Raw genomic sequence first — 23,343 nt, forward strand, 5'->3', positions numbered from 1 at the left:
CGGGCGACGCGGGTGACCTCGTCGGCGAAGGCGGACAGCGTGTCCACCATCGTGTTGATGACCCCGGCGAGCGCGGCGACCTCGCCCTTCGCCTCGACCGTGATCTTCTGCGACAGGTCGCCCCTGGCCACGGCCGTCGCCACCTGGGCGATGGACCGCACCTGCCCGGTCAGGTTCGAGGCCATGACGTTGACGTTGTCGGTCAAGTCCTCCCACGTGCCGGAGACGCCCCGCACGGTCGCCTGACCGCCCAGGTTGCCCTCGGTGCCGACCTCGCGGGCTACGCGCGTCACCTCGTCCGCGAAGGCCGAGAGCTGGTCGACCATCGTGTTGATGGTCTCCTTCAGCTCCAGGATCTCGCCGCGGGCGTCCACCCGGATCTTCTGCGACAGGTCGCCCTGCGCCACCGCCGTGGTGACCTCGGCGATCGAACGCACCTGCGCGGTCAGGTTGTCGGCCATCACGTTGACCGATTCGGTGAGGTCCTTCCAGGTGCCGGAGACGCCCTTCACGTCGGCCTGGCCGCCGAGCCGGCCCTCGGTGCCGACCTCGCGGGCGACCCGGGTCACCTCACCGGCGAAGGCGGAGAGCTGGTCGACCATCGTGTTGATGGTCTCCTTCAGCTCCAGGATCTCCCCGCGCGCCGTCACGGTGATCTTCTGGGAGAGGTCGCCCTCGGCCACCGCGGTCGCCACCTGGGCGATGGAGCGCACCTGCGCCGTCAGGTTTCCGGCCATGAAGTTGACCGAATCCGTGAGGTCGCGCCAGGTGCCGGAGACGCCCTTGACGTCCGCCTGACCGCCCAGAATGCCCTCGGTGCCCACTTCCCGCGCCATGCGGGTGACTTCGCCGGAGAAGGAGGACAGCTGGTCGACCATCGTGTTGATGGTGTTCTTCAGCTCCAGGATCTCGCCGCGGGCGTCCACCGTGATCTTCTGCGACAGGTCGCCCTGGGCCACCGCCGTGGTCACCTGGGCGATGTTGCGGACCTGGTCGGTGAGGTTCCCCGCCATGAAGTTGACCGAATAGGTCAGATCGCGCCATGCGCCGCCGACGCCCGGCACGTCGGCCTGGCCGCCCAGCGTGCCCTCGGTGCCGACCTCCCGCGCGACCCGGGTCACCTCGGAGGTGAACAGCGACAGCTGGTCGACCATCCCGTTGAAGACCGTCGCGATCTCGCCGAGGAGCCCGTCGGCCTGCTGGGGCAGCCGGGTACGGAAATCACCGTCGCGCACGGCCGTCAGTCCGGCGAGCAGCCGGCGCAGTTCGGCCTCGTCGATCCCGCCCCCACCCGGTGCCTCCTGGGCCGCACCGCGTGACCCCGGGCCAGACCGCTCAGCCATCCGTCAACCTCACTCTAGTGACGACCGTCGCGGCGCGGCACGCGCGCTCCCGGTCGCCGGATCCAATGCGGAAAGGCTAGCGCCCGGTGGGGGACGGCGGACATGAGCCCGGCACGCCGCGACCGCCCGGCGGCCGACCGCCCCGGCACGCATGCCCGCAGGGCCGCGGGGTACCCGATGTGTCGCGGGGTACCCGATATGCCGCCGCCGCGGGCACGCACGAAAGGAAGGCAGGGGCCGACCCCGGGCGAGTCCAGCCGAGGGAAGGCGCGCACGTCAAGGCGAAGGCGCGCGCGGACGGCGCCGCGGGCGGCCCGGGACTACGAGGCGGCGGCGAGCGCGTCCTGGACGTCGGGGTGGATGGCCAGGACCGTGTCCGCCCCGGTCAGCTGGAACAGCCGGGTCAGCTGGTCGCCGGGAGCGACGATGCGCAGCGCGGTGGTCCGGTGCAGACGCAGGAGCATGTTGAGGAAGGAGGAGTCCCCGAAGGTGATGCCCCCCACATCCAGGACCACCACCTGGTGGCGGCCGGCGGCCGAGGCCACGGCTTCCTCCAGCGGCGCGAGGGTGTCCTGGTCGAGTTCTCCGCGCGCCTCGATCACCCAGCCGGTGCCGGCCTGGTAGCTGTTGCCGACCACTCCCGCGTCGTGTGCTTCCGTGTCCCGCACCCTGTCCGCCTTCCCGTGGTCGTGTGCGTTGTTGCCCTGTGTGGTGTCCAAGAGTGCGAGTATGCCTGCTCCACCCGCCCCGGGCGAAGGCCGGGCCGCTCGGAACCCCCCTCCAAAACTTTTTTGGTGCCCATGTGTGTAAGGGTCGTATGACTGGGCACGAGCGGTTGCGCAGCCATTCGCCAAAGGGAGGAACGGCCACATGTCTCGGGAAACACTTGTCCGCCGCGATCTTGGGGTAGAAACGACGACCCCGCACGGAGCCATGCCCGTTGCGGAGGAACCCGTCGCGGACCTGCCGCAGATCGACAACGCCCGCGAGGTGGCGCCGGCCGACGCACGGGAGATGTCCCGGGTGTTCCTCGTCCGGCTGCGCTCCCTGGAAGAGGGCACGCCCGAATACCAGTACGTGCGCAACACGCTCATTGAGATGAACGTCTCACTGGTGCACTTCGCGGCGCGGCGCTTCCGGTCCCGCGCGGTGAGCGCGGGCGGTGTGGACATGGAGGACATCCTCCAGGTCGGCACCATCGGTCTCATCAAGGCGATCGACCGCTACGACCCCGCGCGCGAGGTGGAGTTCTCCACCCTCGCCCTCCCGTACATCAGCGGTGAGATCAAGCGGTACTTCCGGGACACCACCTGGGCGGTGCACGTCCCGCGGCGGCTCCAGGAGCTGCGGACCGAACTGGCCCAGGCCCAGGAGGCGCTGAACGGCGTCCTCGGCCGGGCGCCCACGGTCAAGGAACTCGCCGAGCACCTCGAACTCTCCGAAGAGGAGATCATCGAGGGCCTCGTGGCGGCGAACGGCTACACCAGCGGCTCGCTCGACGGCTCCGCGGATTCCGACGAGCAGACCCCCGCGGGCCGCAGAACCCGTCCGCTGGCCGAGTCCGTCGGCGAGTGCGACGCGGCCATGGAGCTCTTCGAGGAGTTCCACACCCTCGCGCCGCTGCTGGAGCAGCTCGACGAGCGCGACCGCGTCATCCTGCAGATGCGCTTCGGCCAGGAGCTGACACAGGCCGAGATCGGGGCCGAGCTGGGCATCTCCCAGATGCAGGTGTCCCGTCTGCTGTCCCGTACTCTGGCACGGCTCCGCAGCGGCATGCTCGCCGCTTAAGGCAGGGCCCGGGGTCTCTCGTTGTGCCACCCGTCATACTCACTGCGACGAGTGAACGAGCAGCCGATCCGATGAGCGGCGCGGCTGCTCCCGGAACGCGCCGCAGTGGAGGGTGCAACATGACGTACGGCCCCACCCCTCCGACGGCCGACCCCGGAGCCTTCGTCCACCCGGCGCTGTTCTACCGGGACACGGAGGAGTACGTGGTGGGAGTGGGCGGATTCGTCCGCGCCGCCCTGCACGCCGGGGAGCCGGTCCTCGTGGCCGTCCCCGGACCCCACCTGGACGCGCTGCGGGGCAGCCTCGGCGCGACCCCGGGAGCGGACGGCATCGACTTCGTGGACATGACGGAATTCGGCCGCAACCCCGGCCGCATCCTCGCCGGGCTCCAGGAGTTCGCCGACCGGCACCCCGGTCGCGCGCCCCGGATCGTCGGCGAGCCGATCTGGCCGGCCCGGTCCGCGGCCGAGGTGCGCGAGGCGACCCGCCACGAGGCGCTGATCAACACCGCCTTCGCGGGCCGCCCCGCGACCATCCTGTGCCCGTACGACACGGAGGGGCTCCACCCCCGGATCGTCGCGGACGCCCGGCGCACCCACCCCACCCTGATCGAGGACGGGCGCGGGGCCCTGAGCCCCGCGTACACCGACGCCCCGGTCGTCTGCGCCGACTGCGACGAACCGCTGCCCGAACCCCGCGCCGCGGACGTCGTGCTGGAGTACAGCGCGGGAGACCTCGCCCGGGTACGGGAACACACCCAGGCCTGGGCCCGCGGCACCGCCCTCGGCCCGGCCCGCCGGGGCGACCTGGTGCTGGCCGTCAGCGAAGCGGCCGCCAACTCACTCGCCCATGGCGGCGGCAGCGGCACCCTGCGGCTGTGGACCACCGACACGGGCGCGGTGGTGGCCGAGGTACACGACGGCGGGCGCCTCAAGGACCCGCTCGCCGGACGCCGCCGGCCACCCCTGGCCTCGGGCGACGGCGGCCGCGGCCTGTGGATGATCCACCAGCTCTGCGACCTCGTCGAGGTACGGGCACTGGACGCGGGGCTCACCCTGCGCCTCCACATGACGGCCGAATGAGGCGACGGTGACGTACAACCAAGTGGTGGCTCGACCGGTCCAAGAGGACACGGGTTTGCAATCATTGAGGACCGAACATCGAGGATCAGTGTCAACGGGGGTAGGTGAGGCCACAGTGACGGCCATCGGATCGGACACCGGCGATCCACTGCGCGCGCGGCACCCGGTTGCCGGCCAGCGCCGCCGGCTCGCGCTGCGCGGTGTCCGCGGGCACGTGGCGAAGGGTCGCGCCTTCACCCGGGAGGCCCTGCGGGACTGGGGCTGGGACTCCAACCAGACCACGGAGGACGCCCTCCTGATCGTGTCGGAGCTGCTCACCAACGCGAGCCTGCACGCGGGCGGCTGCGACGAACTCGTCCTGACCGTCGGTACGGGCCTGCGCATCGAGGTCGTCGACGGCGCGACGCAGATGCCCGCCCCGCGAGCCACCCCGCGCGGTACCCCGGGCGGCCACGGGCTCTCGATAGTCCAGCGGCTCTCCGATCGCTGGGGCGCCGTCCCGCACGACGGCGGCAAGGTCGTCTGGGCGGAGATCGAGGGCTCCCGCCTGACCGCCGGCACCCCCGCACCCGTTCGGGGCGGACCGGGCCCGAACGGCGCAACCGTGCAGTAGCCGCGCTCCGTACGGGGAACCGATGGGTGCCGGCCGTCCGCCCGGACGACCGGCGCCACAGCGTCTTCCCGTACGGAGAGAGGTGCGCCCCCATGGCACACGCGCCAGACCCGGCCCACGTGAGCGGCCCGGAGGGACAGGGATGAGCCCCAACCCCACCCACCTGCCCAAGCCCGGCCCCAAGACGGCCCGCGAGCTGATGACACCGGGCGCCCACTGCGTCGCCCACGACGAGCCGGTGCTGCGGGCCGCGCAGCAGATGGCCGAGCTGGGCGTGGGCGCCCTGCCCATCCGTGACGCGGAGGGCGCCCTCATCGGCATGATCACCGACCGCGACATCGTCATCAGGGTGCTCGTCGCGGGCAAGGACCCCGCCACGACCCCCGCGGGGGAACTCGCCCGGGGCGAAGCGGTCACCATCGGCGCCGACGACCACGCGGAGAAGATCCTGCGGACCATGGCCGCGCACAAGGTCCGCCGCCTCCCCGTCCTCGACGGCCACCGCCTCGTGGGCATGGTCGCCCAGGCCGATGTCGCCCGCGCCCTGCCCCACCCGGAGGTCGGCGCGCTGCTGGGCGCCCTCTCCAGTGACTGAATCCGACGGAACACCCGGGCGGCCCGGGTCACCCGCCCCCTCCCCGGGGCGGGTACCGGCCCGACGGCGTCAGCGGCGCTCCTCGCCGTCGGTGAGGACGGCGTACACGCCGTCCCCCGTCGCGTCGACGTGGACCACGTGGCCGCCCACCCGGACCGTCATGGTCCCGCCGGCCGTCCAGCAGCCCTCGGGCCCCTTGGCTCCGGGCAGCGGGGTCCAGACCTCCAGGAAGGTCGAGCCGTCGGCGTTGGTGCCGGTCTCCACCATGCCGGCGCCGTCGGGCCGCAGGGCGCCGACGTCGAGGCCGGGGGAGCCGACCTCGTGGTGGAAGGTGACCCGTTCCCCGTCGTAGGAGGTGGTGCCGGCGAAGCCGCGGCTGTCGGCGTACAGGGCACCGGTCTGGAGCCACACGACCCGCTCGGTCTCCCACAGCGGGCCGCCGTCACGGCTGATTCCGGCGCGCAGCCAGGCGCCGCGGGTGGGTGCGTCCATGGCTCCAGGGTGTCAGAACCGCACCCGCTCAGCTCGCGCTCCAGCCGCCGTCCAGCGGGAGGGAGGCGCCGGTGAGGTAGCCGGTGTGCGGGCCGCACAGCCACACCACGGCCGCCGCGACCTCCTCCGGTTCGATGAGGCGTTTGATCGCGGAGCGGGTCAGCAGCACCTCGGACACCACGTCGGCGGGGCCGATGCCGTGCGCGGCGGCCTGGGCCTGGATCTGGTCCTCGACCAGGGGGGTGCGGACGTACCCGGGACTGACGCAGTTGCTGGTCACGCCGTACGGAGCGCCCTCGATCGCGGTGACCTTGCTCAGCCCCTCCAGCCCGTGCTTGGCGGCGACGTAGGCGGACTTGTAGGCGCTGGCCCGTACGCCGTGGACGCTGGAGATGTTGACCACCCGGCCCCAGCCGCCCGCGTACATGTGAGGCAGGGTCCGGCGCAGCAGCAGGAACGGTGCGGTCACCATCACCTGCTGGATCAGGGCGAACCGCTCCGGCGGGAACTCCGTCAGCGGCGCCACGTGCTGCAGCCCGGCGCTGTTGACCAGGATGTCCACCGCGGCGGGCAGCTCCTCGATCGCCGCCGGGTCGGCCAGGTCGGCGGTGTGCGCCCGTCCGCCCACCGCCACGGCCGTGGCCCGGGCCGAGTCCCCGTCGATGTCCACCACGTGCACGGCGGCCCCGGCGGCCGCCAGGGCGAGCGCACAGGCGCGGCCGATCCCGCTGCCCCCGCCCGTCACCAGGGCGACCCGCCCGGCCAGGGCGGCCCCGCACGGGCCGGGGTGCGCCGCGCCGGGCGCGGGCGTCACGGCGGCGGGGGAGGCCGGGGGAGTCGGCGGTGGAGAAAAGCTCGTCATGGCGGGCAACAGTAGGCACCGGGGACGGCGGCTGACATGGTGTGCACCGCCACACTCCGGCTCCTCCTCGTGGTGCGCGCGACCACCCGCCTTCCCGGAGTCAGCCCCGGCCGGGTACGGCCCGTCCGCCGGCGAAGGCCTCCGGCGCGGTGGCGTACGGCAGCCCGGCCAGCGACTGCCCGGTCAGGAAGCGGGCCATCAGGTCGGCGAACTCCGCACTGCGCTCCAAGGGCGCCAGGTGGTCGGTCTCCAACACGGTCAGGAACTGCGCCGTGGGCAGCACGGACGCCACCCCGCGGCCCATGTCGGGGGTGGTGAGCGTGTCGTGCTCGCCGGTGACGACCAGGGCGGGCACCGGCGGACAGGGCTCGGGCCGGTACCACTCGTGCCGGATCAGCCGCCGGTTGTGCTCGGCCGACTTGCGCAGCGAATCGGGGCTCTGCCCGGCGATCTGCTGGTAGACGAGCCGGCCCACCGCCGCGTGCTTGCGCACGGTGCCGGTGCCGGGGGGCGACATGAAGCGGTCGGTCAGCTCGCGGGCGATGTCCTCGGTCTCCCCGCGCGCGATCATGGCGTCCCAGCGCTCCATCGCCGCCGTGTACTCCTCGGTGACGGCCGTCGCCATCCCGCTCAGCATCAGCCGCTCGACCAGCGCCGGGTAGTGCTGGGCGAAGCGCAGCGCGATGGCGCCCCCGAAGCAGGTGCCGAAGAGGCTGATCCGGCCCAGCCCCAGTTCGTCCACGAGGTGGCGGGTGGCCGCGGCTAGGTAGTCGATGCCGTAGCGGGCCGGCAGGAAGTCGGCGGTTCCGTAGCCGGGCAGGTCGACGGTCACCACGGGGCCGTCCTGGACGAGCCGCTTCTCGTGCCGGGTCCAGGAGGTCCGGTTCTGCTCGGAGCCGCCGAGGATGAGGAGCGGCGTACCCGCGCCGCCCGCGCGTGCGGTCCGGCAGACGTAGCCGAGACCGTCGAAGACCAGCTCGCGCTCCTCCACCGTCCCGGGCACGGACCCGGTGGAGGCGTCCGGGCCGCTGCCCTGCGCGGGGACGGGCAGGGGGACGGCCGGGTCCCGGTGCGTGAGCGATCCCCGGCCCTGGACCGTGACGGAACTCGGCATGACTGACATTGATCGCTCCAAGAGGCGCCGGAAGGACAAAGCGCGCTGTACAACCCTCCCCGGCGGCGAAAGGTGTCGGCGCGGGCCGCACGGGTGCGCCACCCGTCCGACGGCTCGGACGGGTGGCGCGGGGGAGGGCGGAGCGGGAGCGGGTCAGGAGGCGGGGGCCTCCTCGGCCTCCGGAATGGTGACCAGCCAGCGCGAGTCCTGGCGCGGGCGCAGGTACAGCGCCCAGTACAGGGTGGCGGCGCCGGTGATCCCGCCGGTCCAGAGCAGGTACTGCGTCTCCTGCTGCGTCAGGATGTAGGCGAGTACGAGGATCAGCGCGACCGGCACCGCCGGCCACAGCGGCATCCGCCAGGCGGCGACGGATCCGTGCGCGCCGCGGCGGCTGAACAGCGCGGCCACCGCCACCAGGAGGTACATGCCGGTGACCGAGACGCCGGTCACCCCGTAGAGCGTGTCCAGGTTGACGAAACAGAGGCCCGCGCCGGGGACGCCGACGAGCAGGGTGGCGACCCAGGGGGAACCGGTACGGCCCAGCCGGGACAGCGCGTTGTTGACCGGCTCGGGCCAGGCCTTGTCCCGGGCGGAGGCGAAGAGCACCCGCGAGTTCTGGATGACCATGACGATGCCCGCGTTGACGATGGCGAGGGCGACGCAGAGGCTGACGAAGGTCCCGACGGCCGAGTTGGACCAGGCGGTGACCATTGCGCCGATGTCTCCGCTGGTCAGGGCCGCGAGGTCGGGGGCGCCGACGGTGATGGCGATGACCGGGACGAGGATCACGGCGGTGGAGATGGCCAGGGTCGCCAGGACGGTCCGGGCGACGTTGCGCCGCGGGTTCTCCAGCTCCTCCGACAGGTAGACGGCGGTCGAGAACCCCTGGGTGATGAACAGGGCGATGGCCAGACCGGAGACGACCATCATCGCGGTGACCGTGGAGGTCGAGGCGCCGGTCTCACCGGCCACCGAGCCGTGGATGAGGGCCGAGGCGCCGCGCTCGCCGTGAGCGAAGCCGAGGACGGCGACGAGGGCCGCGGCCACGACCTCCAGCACCAGGAAGATGCCGGTGATCCAGGCGTTGGCGCGCAGGTCGAGCAGGCCGGCGAGGGTGGCGAGCAGCATGACCGCGCCGCCGGCGACGGGGGCCGGTACGTGGACGATCGGCGCGAGGTAGTCGGCCGTGCCCATGGCGATCACGGGCGGCACGATCATCACGACCAGCAGGGACAGGACGAAGACCAGCCAGCCCGCGAGCCGTCCGGCGAGCGTGGACACGATGGCGTACTCGCCGCCCGCGCTCGGGATCAAGGTGCCCAGCTCGGAGTAGCAGAACGCGACGCCGATGCACAGCAGCGAGCCGATGGCGATGGTGAGGGCGGCATAGGTGCCGAGGCTCGAGAACAGGTCGGGCACCACCACGAACAGCGTGGAGGCGGGCGTCACGCACGAGAGGGTGAGCAGGGTCCCGCCCACCACGCCGATGGAGCGCTTGAGCTTCTGGGGGACGGGGCCGGTCGCGGGGGCGAGCGCCTGGGGAGCGCTGATCGTGTCGGACATCAGTGCGGGGTTCCGATCGGCAGGTGCGAAGGGGTGAGTCGGGAGCGGTATCGCCTCCGGGGCGGCTGGTGATCAGGTGGTTCTGTGTGGCTCCCGAGCCGTTATGCAATCTCCGCGGGATCCGCTGGTCAATAGCTGTTTACCTGCGGAATCCATCGTTCCGACACGCCGAGAGTGTCCGTTTCGGCGTTAAGGCCGCGTAAACACTGCCCTCCGCGGGGTGCGGTAACCGCAGCTCGTCCCGCAGATTATTTCCACCGGTTTTGCCGATCGGACGCCTGGGCCCCGCCCCGGGTCCTCAGCGGGACGCCTGCCGCAGCTCCCGGCGCTCGTCCTCGGTCAGGCCGCCCCACACGCCGAAGGGTTCGTGGGTGCGCAGCGCGTGCTCCAGGCAGGCGCTGCGGACCGGGCACACGGCGCAGACCCGCTTGGCCGCCTCGTCCCGGCCCTCCCGCTCCTCGCCGCGCTCACCGGCGGGATGGAAGAACCGGTTCGGGCCGAGATCGCGGCAGGCGGCGTCGGCCTGCCACTCCCACTGGTGGAGCGTCGGTCCGGGCAGCAGGGACACGTCGGGCATGGCATTCCCCTCTCGCTGGGCGTTCTTCGGATTACCTGCGCGTCTGACCGTTCCAAGGGGCTTGAAACACAAGGCGCTTGGGGGTGCTGCCCAAGATGCCCGCATCCGGAGCCCGCGTCCCGCCCGCCGGGGCGGCGGGTCAGCGCCGCGCCGGGCCGCCCGCAGTGCGCGCCGCCAGCAGCAGCGCGATGTCGTCCGGACGGTCGGCCGCCTGCCCCGCCTCGCTGATCAGCCGGTCCGCCGTCTCGGTCAGCGGCCCCGGGCCGGCCGCCGCCAGCGAGGCCCGCAGCCGCTCCACCCCGACGTCGATGTCCGTACCCGGCTGCTCCACCAGCCCGTCCGTGTAGAGGGCGAGCACCGCCCCGGGCTCCAGGGTGAGCGCGGTGACCGGGTACGCCGCCCGCGGATCGATGCCGAGCACCACCCCGCCCGGCAGGTCCAGCACCTCCGTCCGGCCGTCGGCGTGCCGCAGCAGCGGCTGCGGGTGCCCCGCCCGCACGGCCAGCGCCCGGCCCGTCGCCGGGTCGAGCAGGACGTAGCAGCAGCTGGCGAACTGACCCGGATCCAGGCCGATCAGCAGCCGGTTCGTACCGCTCATCACCTCCTGCGGGCTGCTCCCGTTGAACGCGAAGGCCCGTACCGCGCTGCGCAGTTGGCCCATGGTCGCGGCCGCCGCCACCCCGTGCCCCTGCACGTCCCCGATGACCAGGGCCAGCAGGCCGGGCTCGGTCTCGATGACGTCGTACCAGTCCCCGCCCACGTCCATCCCCTGTGTGCCGGCCAGATAGCGGGCCACCGTGTCCACGTGCTCCAGCACCGGCAGCCGGGTCGGCAGCAGCGCCGCCTGCAGGCCGCGCGCGAGGGCGGCCTCGGTGTCGTAGCGCTGCGCCCGTTCCAGGGCCTGCGCGATCAGCCCAGCCAGCGCGGTCAGCACGGTGCGCTCCTCCGCACTGAAACTGCGGGGTGCGTCGAAGCCCAGGATGCAGGAGCCCACCGGACGGCCGGAGGCGATCAGCGGCAGGAAGGCGCGCGCCCCGACGTCGGTGTCCATAGGGATCCCCGGGTAGGCCGTGGCCAGGTGCTGCATCGACTCGAAGAAGATCGGCCGGCCCGAGGTCAGGGTCTCCACCCCGGGCAGCCGGACGTCCAGGCCCACCCCGTCGAACCGGTTCAGGAAGCCCTTGGGGAAACCGGTCTCCCAGGCCAGGTGGAGGTGGCGCTCGTTCAGCAGGTAGATCGCCAGCTGACGGCCGCCGAAGGCCGGCAGTAGTTCCTCGGTCACCACGGCCGAGACCTGGCGCGCGGTGACCGCCTCGGTCAGCGCGATCGCCATGGCCACCGGGCGGTAGACGACGGCGGCCCGCTCGGCGGGCGAACCGGGCCCGGCTCCGGCCGGGGCCGCGGACCCGTGTACGGAGGCGGGCGCCCGGGCCGCCGTCAGCAGCACGCTGATCCCGCCGTCCCCCGGATGGAGGTCCACCGAGATCCAGTCCCCGGACGGACGGACGGCCAGGAACCCGATGGGTTCCCCGGACATGTAGGCGGCCCGGAAGTGGTCCTCGTACACGGGCTGGCCCAGCCAGGGCAAGGCCTCCCACAGGACGCGCCCCCGCACCGCCGCCGGGTCCGCCCCCAGGAGGGCGTCCGCCCCGGCGCTCACGAACCCCACCCGCCCGAGCCGGTCCAGGGAGAGCAGGGCCTGCGGCAGCCGGCCGAGCGCCGCCGAGGCGTCCGCCGGGGGGCCCGGCGGCTCGACCACCAGCGGATCCGCGTCCCACACCACCGGGGCGCCCGCCGCGGTCAGCCCGGCCAGGTCCCGCGACAGCGCCGCGGCCGCCCCGCGCATCCGCTGCCGGTCCTCCCGGCCGACCGGCGCGCCGGGGGTCGCGGTACGCAGCACCATCAGGACCCCGTACCGCTCGTCCCCGGCGGCCACCGGCTCGTACAGCGAACCGAAGGCGAACGGCAGTCCCGCCATGAGCTGCGGGAACAGCCGCATCGTCGACTCCGCGTCGGACAGGTGCACGGCGTGCCCGGAGCGGTACGCCTCGGCCACCGGGTAGGGGCGGTTCACCTGCATCCGCCACCACGGGCGGAACAGCGGCGCCGGCAGGCCCACCAGCACCGCCAGGCGCAGCAGGCCGTCCGTCGTGGAGCGCAGGTAGACCCCGCCCCCGTAGCCGCCGACGGCCTCGACCACCTCCACCGCGGCCCGCACGAGCGCCCGGCCCGTCTCGTCCAGGGCGGGCCCGTGGAAGTCCGGTCTCGCCGTCACACAGTCAGGATGCGCCCGAACCGGCAGCTGCTGCATCCCGGAGGCGCGCGCCGCGGCGCGCGCCTCCATGCGCGCCGGGACGCGTACCGCCCCGGTAGCCGACCACCACGGCCACCGTCGCGGCCAGCAGTGCCACGGCCACCGTCCGCAGCGCCACGCCCATGGCGTCGGTGAAGGCCGCCACCTGCGCCGGATCCTGCGGGTTTCCGTGGAACCGCGAGGCCAGCACCGTCCCCACCACCGCGACCCCGAGCGCCGCGCCGATCTCGCGGGCCGCCGTGTTGAGCCCGGACCCTAGCCCGGCCTGGTGGACCGGCAGCTCGGCGACCACGGTCAGGGTCAGGGCGGGCGCGCACAGCCCGGTACCGGCCGACAGCACGAGCAGGTAGCAGGCGTACACCGGGTACGGGGTCCCCGCGTCCACCGTGGACACCATCAGCAGGCCCGCCCCGATCAGGGCCAGCCCCGCCCCGGCGAGCGGCCGCGGCCCGGTCCGCTGCTGGAGCCGGGCGCCCAGCCGGGGCACCAGCACCATGCCGACGGTGAGCGGCACGATCGCCAGACCCGTCAGCGCCGGTGAGAACCCCTTCGCGTACTGGAGGTACTGCGCGTTGACGAAGAACAGGCCGAAGAGGCCGAAGAAGGCCGCCCCGATCCCGAGCGCCCCGGCCCGCAGCCGCCGCGAGGCGAAGATCCGCGGGTCCAGCAGCGGCCGCGCGGCGCGCAGGGCGCAGCCGGTGAAGACCGCCAGCAGCGCCGCACCCGCGCCGAAGGCCCCCAGCACCCGCGCCGACGCCCAGCCGAGCGAAGGGCCCTCGATGATCCCGTACACCACGGCGAACAGCGCCCCCGCCAGCAGCAGCGCCCCCAGCGGGTCCACCGCCGCGTCCGGCCGGGCCGGGGTGCGCGGGACCGTACGCGCCACCACGAGCGCGAGCAGGACGCCGAGCGGCACCACCGCCCAGAACAGGGCGCGCCAGGTCAGGAACTCGCCCACCAGCCCACCGCCCACGTTGCCCGCCAGCCCGCCCAGGCCCGCCGACAGGGTCCAGGTGGCCAGGGCCTGGCCGCGCCGTTCGGGCGGGCTCAGGTGGACCAGGACGGACATGGTGGCCGGCATGATCAGCGCGGCCCCCGCGCCGCACAGGCCGCGCCCCGCAATGAGGACGGCGGGGGAGACGGCCAGCGCGCTGAGCGCCCCGCCCGCCGCGAACAGGCCGAGCCCCGCCAGCAGGGCGCCCTTGCGCCCGTAGCGGTCGCCGAGGGCCCCGGCGGGGATCAGCAGCGCGGCGAAGACGATGACGTAGGCGTCGACCGCCCACAGCAGCTCACCGGGCGCGGGGCGCAGGGAGGACGCGGCGAGCTGCGGGATCAGCAGGTTGACGGCCGCCACCATCGCCTGGGCGACCAGCACGCAGGCGCACAGCACGAGCACGACGGCGCGGGCGGGACCCGGTGGTGCGGTGGGCCCGGGCGGTGCGCCGGGATCGGACGGCGCGGTGACAGCGGGCGCGGCGGCACCGGAGGGAACGGGACGGTTCTGGGCATGGCGGAGCACGGCTCCTCCTCGGAGCTCGGTAACGGGATGCCCCCACCGTAGAGTTGGCGTGACCTGCTTTCCAGTGCAACTTCTGCAAGGGATGTATGCGCGTGACGCAATCCGGGCTGGACCTGAACCTGCTCGTGGCCCTCGACGTCCTGCTGGAGGAGTCCAGCGTCTCCCGCGCGGCCGCCCGGCTGCACCTCTCCGAACCCGCCATGAGCCGCACCCTCGGCCGGATCCGCAAGGCCCTCGGCGACCCCGTCCTCGTGCGCGCCGGCCGGTCCATGGTGGCCACCCCGCACGCCCTCGCGCTGCACGGCGAGGTGCGCGCCGTCGTCGAACGGGCCCGCTCCCTCTTCCTCTCCGGCGGCCGGATCGACCTCGCCACCCTCCAGCGCACCTTCAGCGTCATCGCCAACGACGCCTACGTGGCCGCCTGCGGAGCCACCCTCTTCGAGCGGGTGGCCCGCGAAGCCCCCGGCGTGCGGCTGCGGTTCCTGCCCGAGAGCCATGCCGACGTGGCCGCCCTGCGCGAAGGGGTGGCGGACCTGGAACTCGGCGTCGTCGACACCCGGTCGCCCGAGGTGCACGTGGAACACCTGGCGGACGACCACGTGCTGGCCGTCGTACGCCCCGGGCACCCGCTGCTGCGCGGCAAGGTCACCGCCCGCCGCTTCGCCGCCGCCGACCACCTGATCGCCTCCCGGCGCGGCCGCCTCGAAGGTCCCGTCGACGCCGCCCTCGCCGAACTCGGCCTGAGCCGCCGGGTGGTGGGCAGTGTCGGCACCTTTCCCGCCTCGCTGTTCGTGCTGCGCCAGGGCGACCTCGTCGGGCTGATCACCACCCAGGCCGTACCGCTCGCCGACGCCCTGGGCCTGAAGGTCTTCCCCATCCCGCTCGACCTGCCCGCCATGCCCTTCGGGATGGCCTGGCACCCGCGGCACGACGCCGACCCGGCCCACGCCTGGCTGCGCTCCTGCGCCCGCGAACTCGCCCCCGTCCCCGGCCGGTCCGCCGCCGTCCCGTCCTGAGCTGCGAACTCGCGCGAGCCGACGCCGAACTGACACAGTGAAACCATGCGCGTACTGATGGTGACAGCTGGATCCTGGGGCGACGTCGCCCCCTACACCGGACTCGGCACGCGGCTGCGCGCCGCCGGACACGAGGTGGTCCTCGCCACCCACGGCCGCTACGAAGGCGCCGTCACCGCCCTCGGCCTCGGGTTCCGCCCGCTGCCCGTCGACCCCCGGGTCGAACTCGCCTCCCCCACGGGCCAGCGGCTGACCCGCGCGGTCAGCACCCCCGTCTCCATGGCCCGGGTGGTGCGCCTCGCCCGCGCGTTCATCCCGCCGCTGACCGACGGTGTCGCCGCCGCGGTGCGCGCTGGGGCCGACGTGGTCCTCGCCTCCACCCTCACCGAACCGCTGTGCGCCACCCTCGCCGAGGGCTACCGGCTGCCCTGTGTCGGCGTCCACCTGCTGCCCGTCACCCCCAACCGGGCCTTCCCGCCGCTGGTCGCGGGCGGCCGTTCCTTCGGCCCGTACGGCAACGAGCTGACCGGACGGGCCATCTGGGCGTGGGGAGACCGGGCCTTCGCCCCCGGCGTGCGCGCCCTGCGCCGCGAACTCGGCTTGCCCGCACGCCGGTTCAGCGGCCCCCTCGGCCTGGACCCGGACCGGCCGGTCCACCACGGCTTCAGCCCCCTCGTCCTGCCCCGCCCCGCGGACTGGCCCGCCGGACACCAGGTCGGCGGGTACTGGTGGCCCGAACGGCCCCCCGGCTGGCAGCCCGAGCAGCGGCTCCTGGACTTCCTCGCCGCGGGCCCCCCGCCCGTCTTCGCGGGCTTCGGCAGCCTCGTCGCCGCGGACGCGGAACGGCTCGGCGCCCTCCTGGCCGCCGCGCTGCGCAAGGCGAAGGTGCGCGGGATCGTCCAGGCGGGATGGAGCGGTCTGAGCGCCGAGGGCGACGACCTGATCGGGGTCGGCGAGGTCCCGCACGACTGGCTCTTCCCGCGCACCGCCGCGGTGATCCACCACGCCGGCGCGGGCACGACGGCGGCCGGGCTGCGCGCGGGGGTGCCCGCCGTCCCCGTCCCCGTCCACCTCGACCAGCCCTTCTGGGCCGCGCGTCTGCACGCGCTCGGCGTCGCCCCCCGCCCGGTCCGCTACCAGCGGCTCACGGTGGACGGCCTGGCCGCGGCGGTCCGCGAGGCCACCACCGACCCGGGCATGCTCGCCCGCGCCCGGGCCCTCTCCGCCGCCCTGGCCCGGGAGGACGGCGCCGCCCCGCTGCTGAAGACGCTCGCGGAACTGGGGTGACGGCGCGGGGCGGGCCCGCGGCTGAGGGCGCCCGCAGGGTCCGGCGCTGCCCAGGCCCCGTACGCCCGTACGCCCCTCCACCCCCACCCGCCCCATGAGGCCGGCCCGTCCCCCGATAGGCCGACCGCTTCCCTCGTCCGGGGGACGGCGCACGGCCCGGGCCGCGCGGGCCCCGCGCGCGGGGCACGATACGGATCATGCGGAAGCAGTACGACACCATCGGCGCGCGCTACGCCGAGACCAAGACCACCGCGGCGTCCTCGGCGGCCGACACCTTCACCCTGCTCGGCGCGCTCGCCGCGCTCGGCGGGGTGCGCGGCCTCGACGTCCTGGACCTCGCCTGCGGATACGGCTACACCACGCGGCTCCTGGCCCGCGGCGGAGCACGCCGCACCGTCGGCATCGACGTCTCCGAACGCATGATCGCGCTCGCCAGGGAGGAGACCCACGAGCCGGTTGACCCGGCCACCGGGGCCGGTGTCGAGTACGTCGTCGGCGATGTCGCCGCGATGCCCCCGCTCGGCCCTTTTGATCTGGCCACCGCCGTCCACCTCTTCAACTACGCGCCCGACCGGACCGCCCTGCACGCCATGTTCCGCTCGATCCGGGCCAACCTGCGCCCCGGCGGCCGGCTGCTGGCCATCGTGCCCAACCCGGGCGCGTTCCCGCACCAGGACTGGTCGCCGTACGGCGTCCGGATCATCGACCGCGACCCGACCGGGGACGCGCCGCTGCTGCGCGCCCAGTTCCTCACCGACCCGCCCGTGCCCTTCGAGTTCCGCGAATGGGCCCACGCGGACTTCGCCGAGGCGGCCGTAGAGGCCGGCTTCGCCACCGTCGGCTGGCAGCCCGCCCGCACCCCGCCGCCGGACGCGCACCGCGACGAGGAGTTCTGGGCGGCCTACCGGACCCGGCCCATCAGTTCCCTCATGACCTGCGCGGCCTGAGCGCTGCCCGCGCCGCCCGCTGCGTCAGTCGGCGGCGGCCGCCGACCGGACCAGCCGGACGATGGCATCGCGCGCCGCCCGGCCCTCCGGAACCGGCAGCAGCGGGTACGCGTGGGGCAGCCCGGCCGCCTCGTGGTAGTCCACCTCGGCCCCGTCCGCCCGCGCCCGGCGCACCAGCTCCCTGCTGTCCGTGACCAGCACGTCCCGCGAGCCCGCGAACACCGTCAGCGGCGCCAGCCCGGCGAAGGAGCCGTGCAGCGGGCTCACCCGCGGATCGTCCGGGGCCAGCGTCCCGGCGTACAGCCGTCCCGCCTCCACCAGCCCGGCCCGCGCCAGCATCGGATCGGCGGCCTGCAGCGCCGCCTGGTCCGGATGGGTCATCGTCACGTCCAGCCAGGGCGAGATGAGCACGATCCGCGAGGGCTGGACACCGGTCCGCTCGCGCAGCCGCTGCGCCGCCGCGAGCGCCAGCCCCGCGCCCGCCGAGTCCCCGATCAGGACGGTTCCACCGGCGCCGCCGCTCTCGATCAGCCCGCTCAGCAGGTCCGCGGCCACCGGCACCGTCCGGTCGGCGGTCCCGCGCGGGGCCAGGATGTAGGCGGGTACCACGCAGCGCGCCCCCGCCCCGGTCACCAGGGTCCGGATCAGCGACCAGTGCTGCCGGACCAGTTCGTGGACGTACCCGCCGCCGTGGACGTACAGCACCCGGGCCGCCGGCTCCGCCCCGCGCGGCGAGGCGTCGTACACCGGCCACGCCCCGACGAAGGTGCGCGTCACCTCGGCGACCTTGCCCAGCGAGCGCGGCGGCAGGTGCGACGCCGGCCTGCGGGCCGCCTCCGCGACCCGGGCCCGTACCGCCTCGGCACTCGCGAACCGTCTTCGCCGGCCCACCGCGATCAGCGCGGCCGACAGCGCCCGACTGCGCAGACTCGGCACCCCCGCCACCTCCCCTTTTCCCGCCCCTGCCCCGGCCCCGTCAGGGAGGAGCATAGGCGTGAAGCTGCGCTGTCGACCCGCTTAAGAAATCCTCGATGGACTGATCACCACGGGGTGGGCAGATTGGTGCCTGTCGATGCACCGCACCTGCCCCAGGGGTCGCGGCGCCCCCTCCGCATGCCTGGAGCCACCCCATGAAGGCACTCGTCAAGCACAAGGCCGAGCCCGGACTGTGGCTCATGGACGTGCCCGAGCCCGAGCACGGCCCCGGCGAGGTCCTGATCAAGGTGCTGCGCACCGGCATCTGCGGCACGGACCTGCACATCCGTTCGTGGGACGGCTGGGCGCAGGGCGCCGTCAAGACCCCGCTGATCCTCGGCCACGAGTTCGTCGGCGAGGTCGCGGCGGTCGGCTCCGACGTCCGGGACATCGAGGTCGGCGCCCTGGTCAGCGGCGAGGGCCACCTGGTGTGCGGCAAGTGCCGCAACTGCCTGGCCGGGCGGCGCCACCTGTGCCGCAGCACGGTCGGGCTCGGCGTGGGCCGCGACGGCGCGTTCGCCGAGTACGTGGTCCTGCCCGCGCAGAACGTGTGGGTGCACCGCACCGAGGTCGACCTGGACGTGGCGGCGATCTTCGACCCGTTCGGGAACGCCGTGCACACGGCCCTGTCCTTCCCCCTCGTCGGGGAGGACGTCCTGATCACCGGCGCGGGCCCGATCGGCATCATGGCGGCGGCCGTCGCCCGGCACGCCGGTGCGCGCAGTGTGACGATCACCGACGTCAGCCCCGAGCGGCTGGAGATCGCCCGCAAGGCGGGCGCCACGCTAGCGCTCGACGTGCGCAGCGCCACGATCGCGGACGCGCAGGCGCAGCTCGGCCTGCGCGAGGGCTTCGACATCGGCCTCGAAATGTCGGGGCGCCCCGAGGCCATGCGCGACATGATCGACAACATGACGCACGGCGGCCGGATCGCGATGCTCGGCCTGCCCGCGCAGGAGTTCCCGGTCGACTGGGCGAAGGTCGTCACCTCGATGATCACCATCAAGGGCATCTACGGCCGCGAGATGTTCGAGACCTGGTACGCGATGACGGTGCTGCTGGAGGGCGGGCTCGACCTCAGCCCCGTCATCACCGGCCGCTACTCGCACCGGGACTTCGACGCCGCCTTCGACGAGGCCGCCACCGCGCGCAGTGGCAAGATCATCCTGGACTGGACGGCGTAACCCGCCGCTCCGGACCCCGCGAGGGGCCCGCGCCGGCCCCGGGACGCCTCCCACCGGCGCTCCACCGGCAGGCCCCCTCGCACCCCCGAACCACCTCCCTCCGGCCGGGCCCCGCACCACCCTCCCCCCTCCGCGGGGCCCGGCCCCCCTCCGTCCGCCGCCGCTCCAGTGGAAAGAGAGCACCATGTTCGAGTCCGTACGCGAAGACCTGCGCGCCACCCTCGACGAGATCCGTTCCGCCGGGCTGCACAAGCCCGAGCGCGTCATCGGCACCCCGCAGAACGCGTCCGTCGGCGTCACCTCCGGCGGGGTCCCGGGCTCATCGGGCGAGGTGCTGAACTTCTGCGCGAACAACTACCTCGGCCTCGCCGACCACCCCGAGGTCGTCGCCGCCGCCAAGGACGCGCTGGACCGCTGGGGCTACGGCATGGCCTCCGTCCGCTTCATCTGCGGCACCCAGGAGGTGCACAAGGAACTGGAGGCCCGGCTCTCCGCGTTCCTCGGCCAGGAGGACACGATCCTCTACTCCTCCTGCTTCGACGCCAACGGCGGCGTCTTCGAGACCCTGCTCGGCGCCGAGGACGCGGTGATCTCCGACGCCCTCAACCACGCCTCGATCATCGACGGCATCCGCCTCTCCAAGGCCCGCCGCTTCCGCTACGCCAACCGCGACCTCGCCGAGCTGGAGACCCGGCTCAAGGAAGCCACCGAGGGCGGCGCCCGCCGCAAGCTGATCGTCACCGACGGCGTGTTCTCCATGGACGGCTACGTCGCCCCGCTCGCCGAGATCTGCGACCTGGCCGACCGCTACGACGCCATGGTCATGGTCGACGACTCGCACGCCGTCGGCTTCGTCGGCCCCGGCGGCCGCGGTACGCCCGAACTGCACGGCGTCATGGACCGCGTCGACATCATCACCGGCACCCTCGGCAAGGCCCTCGGCGGCGCCTCCGGCGGTTACGTCGCCGCCCGCGCAGAGATCGTCGCCCTGCTCCGCCAGCGCTCGCGCCCGTACCTCTTCTCCAACTCCCTCGCCCCCGTCATCGCCGCCGCCTCGCTCAAGGTCCTCGACCTGCTCGAATCGGCCGGGGACCTGCGCGACCGGCTCGCCGCCAACACCTCGCACTTCCGTACGAAGATGACCGAGGCGGGCTTCGAGATCCTGCCCGGCGACCACGCCATCGCCCCCGTGATGATCGGCGACGCGGCGGAAGCGGCCCGCATGGCGGAGCTGCTGCTGGAGCGCGGCGTGTACGTGATCGGCTTCTCCTACCCCGTGGTCCCCATGGGGGCCGCCCGGATCCGCGTCCAGCTCTCGGCCGCCCACTCGACCGCGGACGTGGAGCGCGCCGTGGCCGCGTTCATCGACGCGCGCGCGGCGCTCGGCTCCTCGGCGGGCTGACATCATGGAGGGGTGATCGACCCCCGCCGGCTGCGCATCCTTCGGGCCGTGGCGGACCACCGAACGGTGACCGCCGCGGCCGCAGCCCTGTACCTGACCCCCTCCGCGGTGTCCCAGCAGCTCGCGGCGCTGGAACAGGAGAGCGGGCACGTCCTGCTCACCCGCAGCGGGCGCGGCGTACGGCTCACCGCGGCCGGTGAGATCCTCGTCGGGCACGCCCACGAGGTGCAGGCCCAGCTGGAGCGCGCCGAGGCCGAGCTCGCCGCCTACGCGGGCGGCGTGGCGGGCGAGGTCACCGTCGCCGCCTTCGCCACCGGCATCACCGAAGTGCTCGCCCCCGCCATCGCCCGGCTCGCCCGGGACCACCCCGGCATCCGGCTGCGGGTCCGGGACGCGGAGGGCGACCAGAGCCTGCCGATGCTGCTGGACGGGGAGGCCGACGTCGCGCTCGCCGTGGAGTACCGCGGCGGCCCCGGCGCCGACGACACCCGCCTCTCGGTCCTCCCGCTGTACGCCGAACCCTTCGACGCGGTGCTCCCCGCCGGGCATCCCCTCGCCGTACTGCCCGAGGTGTCCCTGGCCGGGCTCTCCGACGCCGAATGGGTGGGCCAGTACCCCGGCAACCCGTGCCACGACGTGACCCTGCTGGCCTGCGAACTGGCGGGCTTCCAGCCCCGGTTCAGGCACTCCTCCGACGACTTCCGGGCGGTGATCGCCCTCGTCGGCGCGGGCGCGGGCGTCGCCCTGGTGCCGCGCTCGGCGCTGCGCGGCACCGACCTCAAAGAGGTCCAGGTCCGCCCGGTCGAAGGCCCCGCGGCCACCCGCCGCGTCTTCGCGGCCACTCGCAGGGGCGCGGAGACCCACCCTCTGATCGCCCCGGTCCTGGCCGGGCTCGCCCGCGAGGCGGGCCGCCTGCCGGCGCACTGACGGCTGCGCGGCCCCGGCCGGCTCTTCCGCCTGTCCCGTCTGCCGGTGGCCGCTTCGTCCGCCGTCAGGAGGCCGGGGGAGTCAGCCAGCGCGCGGCGGTGACGCGGTGCAGGTGGATGAGGACGTCGTGCGACTGCGAGAGCGCGATCCGTGCCTCGGGGCCGGCGGGGCCGGGGTAGGCGCCGCCGATGTGGCGGGTGGCGCGCGGTGTCGCCAGCCAGTCGCGCGCCGCGGGCGGGGCGTTGCGCAGGTCCAGGACGTAGTCGCGCTGGCGCACCTTGTCCAGGGTGTACTCGTTGGAGCCGGGCGCGGCGGGTCCCACCGTATGGGAGCCCAACCGTCCGTCGTCCCCGTGGGAGTTGAACGAGCCCTGCTCGAAGGTGGAGCCGATGCTCACGTAGTCCTTGCCCAAGGCGTCGCGCAGGAAGGCGCCTTGCACCTTGGGGTAGTGCGCCGGGTCGTGGCTGCGCAGGGCGACATGGCCGTTGTGCGCCGCCAGCAGCACCTTGTCACCCGTCTGCTTGCGCCACCAGTCGACGTTGTCCGCCATGATCTGGTCCCGGTAGCGCATGGCCTCGGCGCCCTGCCGCGGGTCGTCGAAGTCGAAGGAATACCCCCTGGCCGTCTGGTCGATGGCGGTGGCGTGCTGTACCGCCCAGGCGTACGCCGCCCGAGCGCCGGCGCCGGTGGCGCCCGGGCCCTGCTGCTTGAGGAGGTCCAGGGCGCGCCCGGTCCGAGCGGCGTTCTGCTGCCGTTCGGCGAGGGGGCGCTCCGGATAGGCCTTCATGTGGGCCTCGGGCGTGGCCGTGGGCCGCAGCCCGTCGTACAGCTCGACGAAGCGCGGCAGCAGCTCCGGGTGCGCCTTGGCGACGTAGGCGGTCACGTTGTCGTAGAGCTGCGGACCGGCGTAGCCGAAGTCGTCGCCCATGAACTGCACCGGGTCGTCCGGGTGCTGGATGTTGTAGCTGCGCATCCAGCGCAGCAGGTCCAGATACTCGGTGTTGTTCCAGAAGACGTAACTGGCCTGGAACTCCTCGCGCATGATCCGCTCGGGATCACCCTGCCCGCGCACCACGTAGTCGTTCAGCCGCTGTCCGGTGCTCCAGCTCGCCTCCAGGGCGAAGCTGCGGAAGCCCTTTTCCTTCACGAGGTACTGGAACACCCGCTGCTTCATGGTGAAGAACTCGTGCGAACCGTGCGTGGCCTCCCCGAGCCCCACCACCCGCGCGTCCCCCACCATCCGCCCGACCGGCCGCAGATCGTCGAGGCTGCCCCGGGGCTCGGTGGTACGGAGCGCGTGGGCGCGGCTCTCGAGGGCGGGGATGGGGGAGGGGGAGGGGGAGGCGAGCTGGGTTTGGGATGGGGACTGGGAGGGTGCGGGTGTGGAGGTGGCGAAGGCGGTGGGTGCGGCTGCGAGTACGGCGGTTACGGAGAGCAGTACTGCGGCCAGGGCGGAGGCGGAGGCGACGGAGCGGGTGGGCGGCTTGTGTCGTTTCATGATCCAATGGTCTGTGGGGCGGAAGCCCACCACCATGGGCTCAACCCCCGGGGCAAAGGTGACGTTATCCCCCGTATGGGGGCCCGGCTGCGCCGGGGCGCGGCTTCGCCGCTCGTGGGTTTCGCTTCGTGCGTCCGGGGTCGGGGTGGTTCCGGGGGCTGCCCGTCAGTTCCACTGTCTTCCCGTGCCGGGGCGTCCTGTCAAGAGCGCTCCTTCGTCGCGTCGCTGCGCGATGGCCTGCGGCC

Annotated in this window: 21 protein-coding genes; 10 read left to right on the top strand and 11 right to left on the bottom strand. The window is 73.8% G+C overall.

The window, feature by feature from the left end:
• Positions 1-1,343, bottom strand: a 1,343-nt coding sequence (locus ABZY31_RS29380; protein ID WP_356416302.1) for a HAMP domain-containing protein, incomplete at its 3' end; no start/stop codon positions are given.
• Between the two features lie 320 nt (positions 1,344-1,663).
• Positions 1,664-2,062: an STAS domain-containing protein gene (locus tag ABZY31_RS29385; protein WP_356416305.1), complete on the bottom strand. Its 399-nt coding sequence runs from the start codon at positions 2,060-2,062 to the stop codon at positions 1,664-1,666.
• Between the two features lie 214 nt (positions 2,063-2,276).
• On the opposite strand from ABZY31_RS29385, the gene ABZY31_RS29390 reads away from it, so the two are divergent.
• The 4 genes from ABZY31_RS29390 (at position 2,277) to ABZY31_RS29405 (ending at position 5,421) form a co-directional block, all read left to right on the top strand.
• Complete coding sequence (locus ABZY31_RS29390; protein WP_356416308.1) at positions 2,277-3,131, top strand: SigB/SigF/SigG family RNA polymerase sigma factor; 855 nt, start codon at positions 2,277-2,279, stop codon at positions 3,129-3,131.
• A 119-nt stretch (positions 3,132-3,250) separates the two neighbouring features.
• A complete protein-coding gene (locus ABZY31_RS29395) occupies positions 3,251-4,213 on the top strand; it encodes a sensor histidine kinase (RefSeq protein ID WP_356416310.1) in 963 nt (320 codons plus the stop codon).
• A gap of 115 nt (positions 4,214-4,328) precedes the next feature.
• Positions 4,329-4,826 carry an ATP-binding protein gene (locus ABZY31_RS29400; protein ID WP_356416312.1) on the top strand — a complete coding sequence of 166 codons (498 nt, stop codon included), beginning with the start codon at positions 4,329-4,331 and terminating at the stop codon, positions 4,824-4,826.
• Between the two features lie 142 nt (positions 4,827-4,968).
• Positions 4,969-5,421, top strand: a complete 453-nt coding sequence (locus ABZY31_RS29405) for a CBS domain-containing protein (RefSeq protein WP_356416315.1) — start codon at positions 4,969-4,971, stop codon at positions 5,419-5,421.
• A 69-nt stretch (positions 5,422-5,490) separates the two neighbouring features.
• Here the strand turns inward: ABZY31_RS29405 and ABZY31_RS29410 are convergent, their stop codons facing one another.
• From ABZY31_RS29410 to ABZY31_RS29440, 7 genes are all read right to left on the bottom strand, one after another.
• Positions 5,491-5,913, bottom strand: coding sequence for a hypothetical protein (locus ABZY31_RS29410; RefSeq protein WP_356416318.1), 423 nt, complete (start codon positions 5,911-5,913; stop codon positions 5,491-5,493).
• 28 nt (positions 5,914-5,941) lie between these two features.
• Positions 5,942-6,775: a 3-hydroxybutyrate dehydrogenase gene (locus tag ABZY31_RS29415; RefSeq protein WP_356416321.1), complete on the bottom strand. Its 834-nt coding sequence runs from the start codon at positions 6,773-6,775 to the stop codon at positions 5,942-5,944.
• A 100-nt stretch (positions 6,776-6,875) separates the two neighbouring features.
• Complete coding sequence (locus tag ABZY31_RS29420; RefSeq protein WP_356416324.1) at positions 6,876-7,889, bottom strand: alpha/beta hydrolase; 1,014 nt, start codon at positions 7,887-7,889, stop codon at positions 6,876-6,878.
• Between the two features lie 153 nt (positions 7,890-8,042).
• Complete coding sequence (locus tag ABZY31_RS29425) at positions 8,043-9,452, bottom strand: APC family permease (RefSeq protein WP_356416325.1); 1,410 nt, start codon at positions 9,450-9,452, stop codon at positions 8,043-8,045.
• Between the two features lie 298 nt (positions 9,453-9,750).
• Positions 9,751-10,029, bottom strand: a complete 279-nt coding sequence (locus ABZY31_RS29430; protein WP_356416328.1) for a WhiB family transcriptional regulator — start codon at positions 10,027-10,029, stop codon at positions 9,751-9,753.
• A gap of 139 nt (positions 10,030-10,168) precedes the next feature.
• On the bottom strand, positions 10,169-12,340 hold the full coding sequence (locus tag ABZY31_RS29435) for a SpoIIE family protein phosphatase (protein WP_356416354.1): 2,172 nt from the start codon (positions 12,338-12,340) through the stop codon (positions 10,169-10,171).
• Entirely contained in the window at positions 12,309-13,739 is a 1,431-nt protein-coding gene (locus ABZY31_RS29440; RefSeq protein WP_356416357.1) for an MFS transporter, read from the bottom strand. The genes ABZY31_RS29435 and ABZY31_RS29440 overlap by 32 nt, the downstream gene beginning before the upstream one ends.
• Before the next feature lie 209 nt (positions 13,740-13,948).
• Here ABZY31_RS29440 and ABZY31_RS29445 point away from each other — a divergent pair, with 209 nt between their 5' ends.
• The 3 genes from ABZY31_RS29445 to ABZY31_RS29455 all read left to right on the top strand — a co-directional run bounded on the left by ABZY31_RS29445 (position 13,949) and on the right by ABZY31_RS29455 (position 17,112).
• Positions 13,949-14,878 carry a LysR family transcriptional regulator gene (locus tag ABZY31_RS29445; protein WP_356416331.1) on the top strand — a complete coding sequence of 310 codons (930 nt, stop codon included), beginning with the start codon at positions 13,949-13,951 and terminating at the stop codon, positions 14,876-14,878.
• A gap of 45 nt (positions 14,879-14,923) precedes the next feature.
• The gene (locus ABZY31_RS29450; protein WP_356416333.1) at positions 14,924-16,165 is read left to right on the top strand and encodes a glycosyltransferase; all 1,242 of its coding nucleotides are present in this window, start codon (positions 14,924-14,926) and stop codon (positions 16,163-16,165) included.
• A gap of 197 nt (positions 16,166-16,362) precedes the next feature.
• A complete protein-coding gene (locus ABZY31_RS29455) occupies positions 16,363-17,112 on the top strand; it encodes a class I SAM-dependent methyltransferase (protein ID WP_356416336.1) in 750 nt (249 codons plus the stop codon).
• A gap of 24 nt (positions 17,113-17,136) precedes the next feature.
• Here ABZY31_RS29455 and ABZY31_RS29460 read toward each other — a convergent pair whose 3' ends face one another.
• A complete protein-coding gene (locus ABZY31_RS29460) occupies positions 17,137-18,048 on the bottom strand; it encodes an alpha/beta hydrolase (RefSeq protein WP_356416339.1) in 912 nt (303 codons plus the stop codon).
• Positions 18,049-18,242: 194 nt separating this feature from the next.
• Here ABZY31_RS29460 and tdh point away from each other — a divergent pair, with 194 nt between their 5' ends.
• From tdh to ABZY31_RS29475, 3 genes are all read left to right on the top strand, one after another.
• Positions 18,243-19,271, top strand: a complete 1,029-nt coding sequence (gene tdh / locus ABZY31_RS29465) for an L-threonine 3-dehydrogenase (RefSeq protein ID WP_356416342.1) — start codon at positions 18,243-18,245, stop codon at positions 19,269-19,271.
• A 184-nt stretch (positions 19,272-19,455) separates the two neighbouring features.
• Positions 19,456-20,673 carry a glycine C-acetyltransferase gene (locus tag ABZY31_RS29470; RefSeq protein ID WP_356416345.1) on the top strand — a complete coding sequence of 406 codons (1,218 nt, stop codon included), beginning with the start codon at positions 19,456-19,458 and terminating at the stop codon, positions 20,671-20,673.
• A gap of 12 nt (positions 20,674-20,685) precedes the next feature.
• Complete coding sequence (locus tag ABZY31_RS29475; RefSeq protein WP_356416348.1) at positions 20,686-21,600, top strand: LysR substrate-binding domain-containing protein; 915 nt, start codon at positions 20,686-20,688, stop codon at positions 21,598-21,600.
• 64 nt (positions 21,601-21,664) lie between these two features.
• Here the strand turns inward: ABZY31_RS29475 and ABZY31_RS29480 are convergent, their stop codons facing one another.
• A complete protein-coding gene (locus ABZY31_RS29480; RefSeq protein WP_356416351.1) occupies positions 21,665-23,098 on the bottom strand; it encodes an erythromycin esterase family protein in 1,434 nt (477 codons plus the stop codon).
• Positions 23,099-23,343 lie beyond the last annotated feature (245 nt).

Source organism: Streptomyces sp. NPDC006529, assembly GCF_040611795.1.
GTDB lineage: Bacteria > Actinomycetota > Actinomycetes > Streptomycetales > Streptomycetaceae > Streptomyces.

What these genes read in the sequence shown, in the direction of transcription:
- ABZY31_RS29470 (WP_356416345.1), top strand. Translation starts at nt 19,456, where the DNA reads ATGTTCGAGTCCGTACGCGAAGACCTGCGCGCCACCCTCGACGAGATC.
- ABZY31_RS29480 (WP_356416351.1), bottom strand. Translation starts at nt 23,098, where the DNA reads ATGAAACGACACAAGCCGCCCACCCGCTCCGTCGCCTCCGCCTCCGCC.
- ABZY31_RS29455 (WP_356416336.1), top strand. Translation starts at nt 16,363, where the DNA reads ATGCGGAAGCAGTACGACACCATCGGCGCGCGCTACGCCGAGACCAAG.
- ABZY31_RS29430 (WP_356416328.1), bottom strand. Translation starts at nt 10,029, where the DNA reads ATGCCCGACGTGTCCCTGCTGCCCGGACCGACGCTCCACCAGTGGGAG.
- ABZY31_RS29420 (WP_356416324.1), bottom strand. Translation starts at nt 7,889, where the DNA reads ATGCCGAGTTCCGTCACGGTCCAGGGCCGGGGATCGCTCACGCACCGG.
- ABZY31_RS29395 (WP_356416310.1), top strand. Translation starts at nt 3,251, where the DNA reads ATGACGTACGGCCCCACCCCTCCGACGGCCGACCCCGGAGCCTTCGTC.
- ABZY31_RS29405 (WP_356416315.1), top strand. Translation starts at nt 4,969, where the DNA reads ATGAGCCCCAACCCCACCCACCTGCCCAAGCCCGGCCCCAAGACGGCC.
- ABZY31_RS29445 (WP_356416331.1), top strand. Translation starts at nt 13,949, where the DNA reads ATGCGCGTGACGCAATCCGGGCTGGACCTGAACCTGCTCGTGGCCCTC.
- ABZY31_RS29450 (WP_356416333.1), top strand. Translation starts at nt 14,924, where the DNA reads ATGCGCGTACTGATGGTGACAGCTGGATCCTGGGGCGACGTCGCCCCC.
- tdh (WP_356416342.1), top strand. Translation starts at nt 18,243, where the DNA reads ATGAAGGCACTCGTCAAGCACAAGGCCGAGCCCGGACTGTGGCTCATG.
- ABZY31_RS29425 (WP_356416325.1), bottom strand. Translation starts at nt 9,452, where the DNA reads ATGTCCGACACGATCAGCGCTCCCCAGGCGCTCGCCCCCGCGACCGGC.
- ABZY31_RS29415 (WP_356416321.1), bottom strand. Translation starts at nt 6,775, where the DNA reads ATGACGAGCTTTTCTCCACCGCCGACTCCCCCGGCCTCCCCCGCCGCC.
- ABZY31_RS29390 (WP_356416308.1), top strand. Translation starts at nt 2,277, where the DNA reads ATGCCCGTTGCGGAGGAACCCGTCGCGGACCTGCCGCAGATCGACAAC.
- ABZY31_RS29410 (WP_356416318.1), bottom strand. Translation starts at nt 5,913, where the DNA reads ATGGACGCACCCACCCGCGGCGCCTGGCTGCGCGCCGGAATCAGCCGT.
- ABZY31_RS29435 (WP_356416354.1), bottom strand. Translation starts at nt 12,340, where the DNA reads ATGCAGCAGCTGCCGGTTCGGGCGCATCCTGACTGTGTGACGGCGAGA.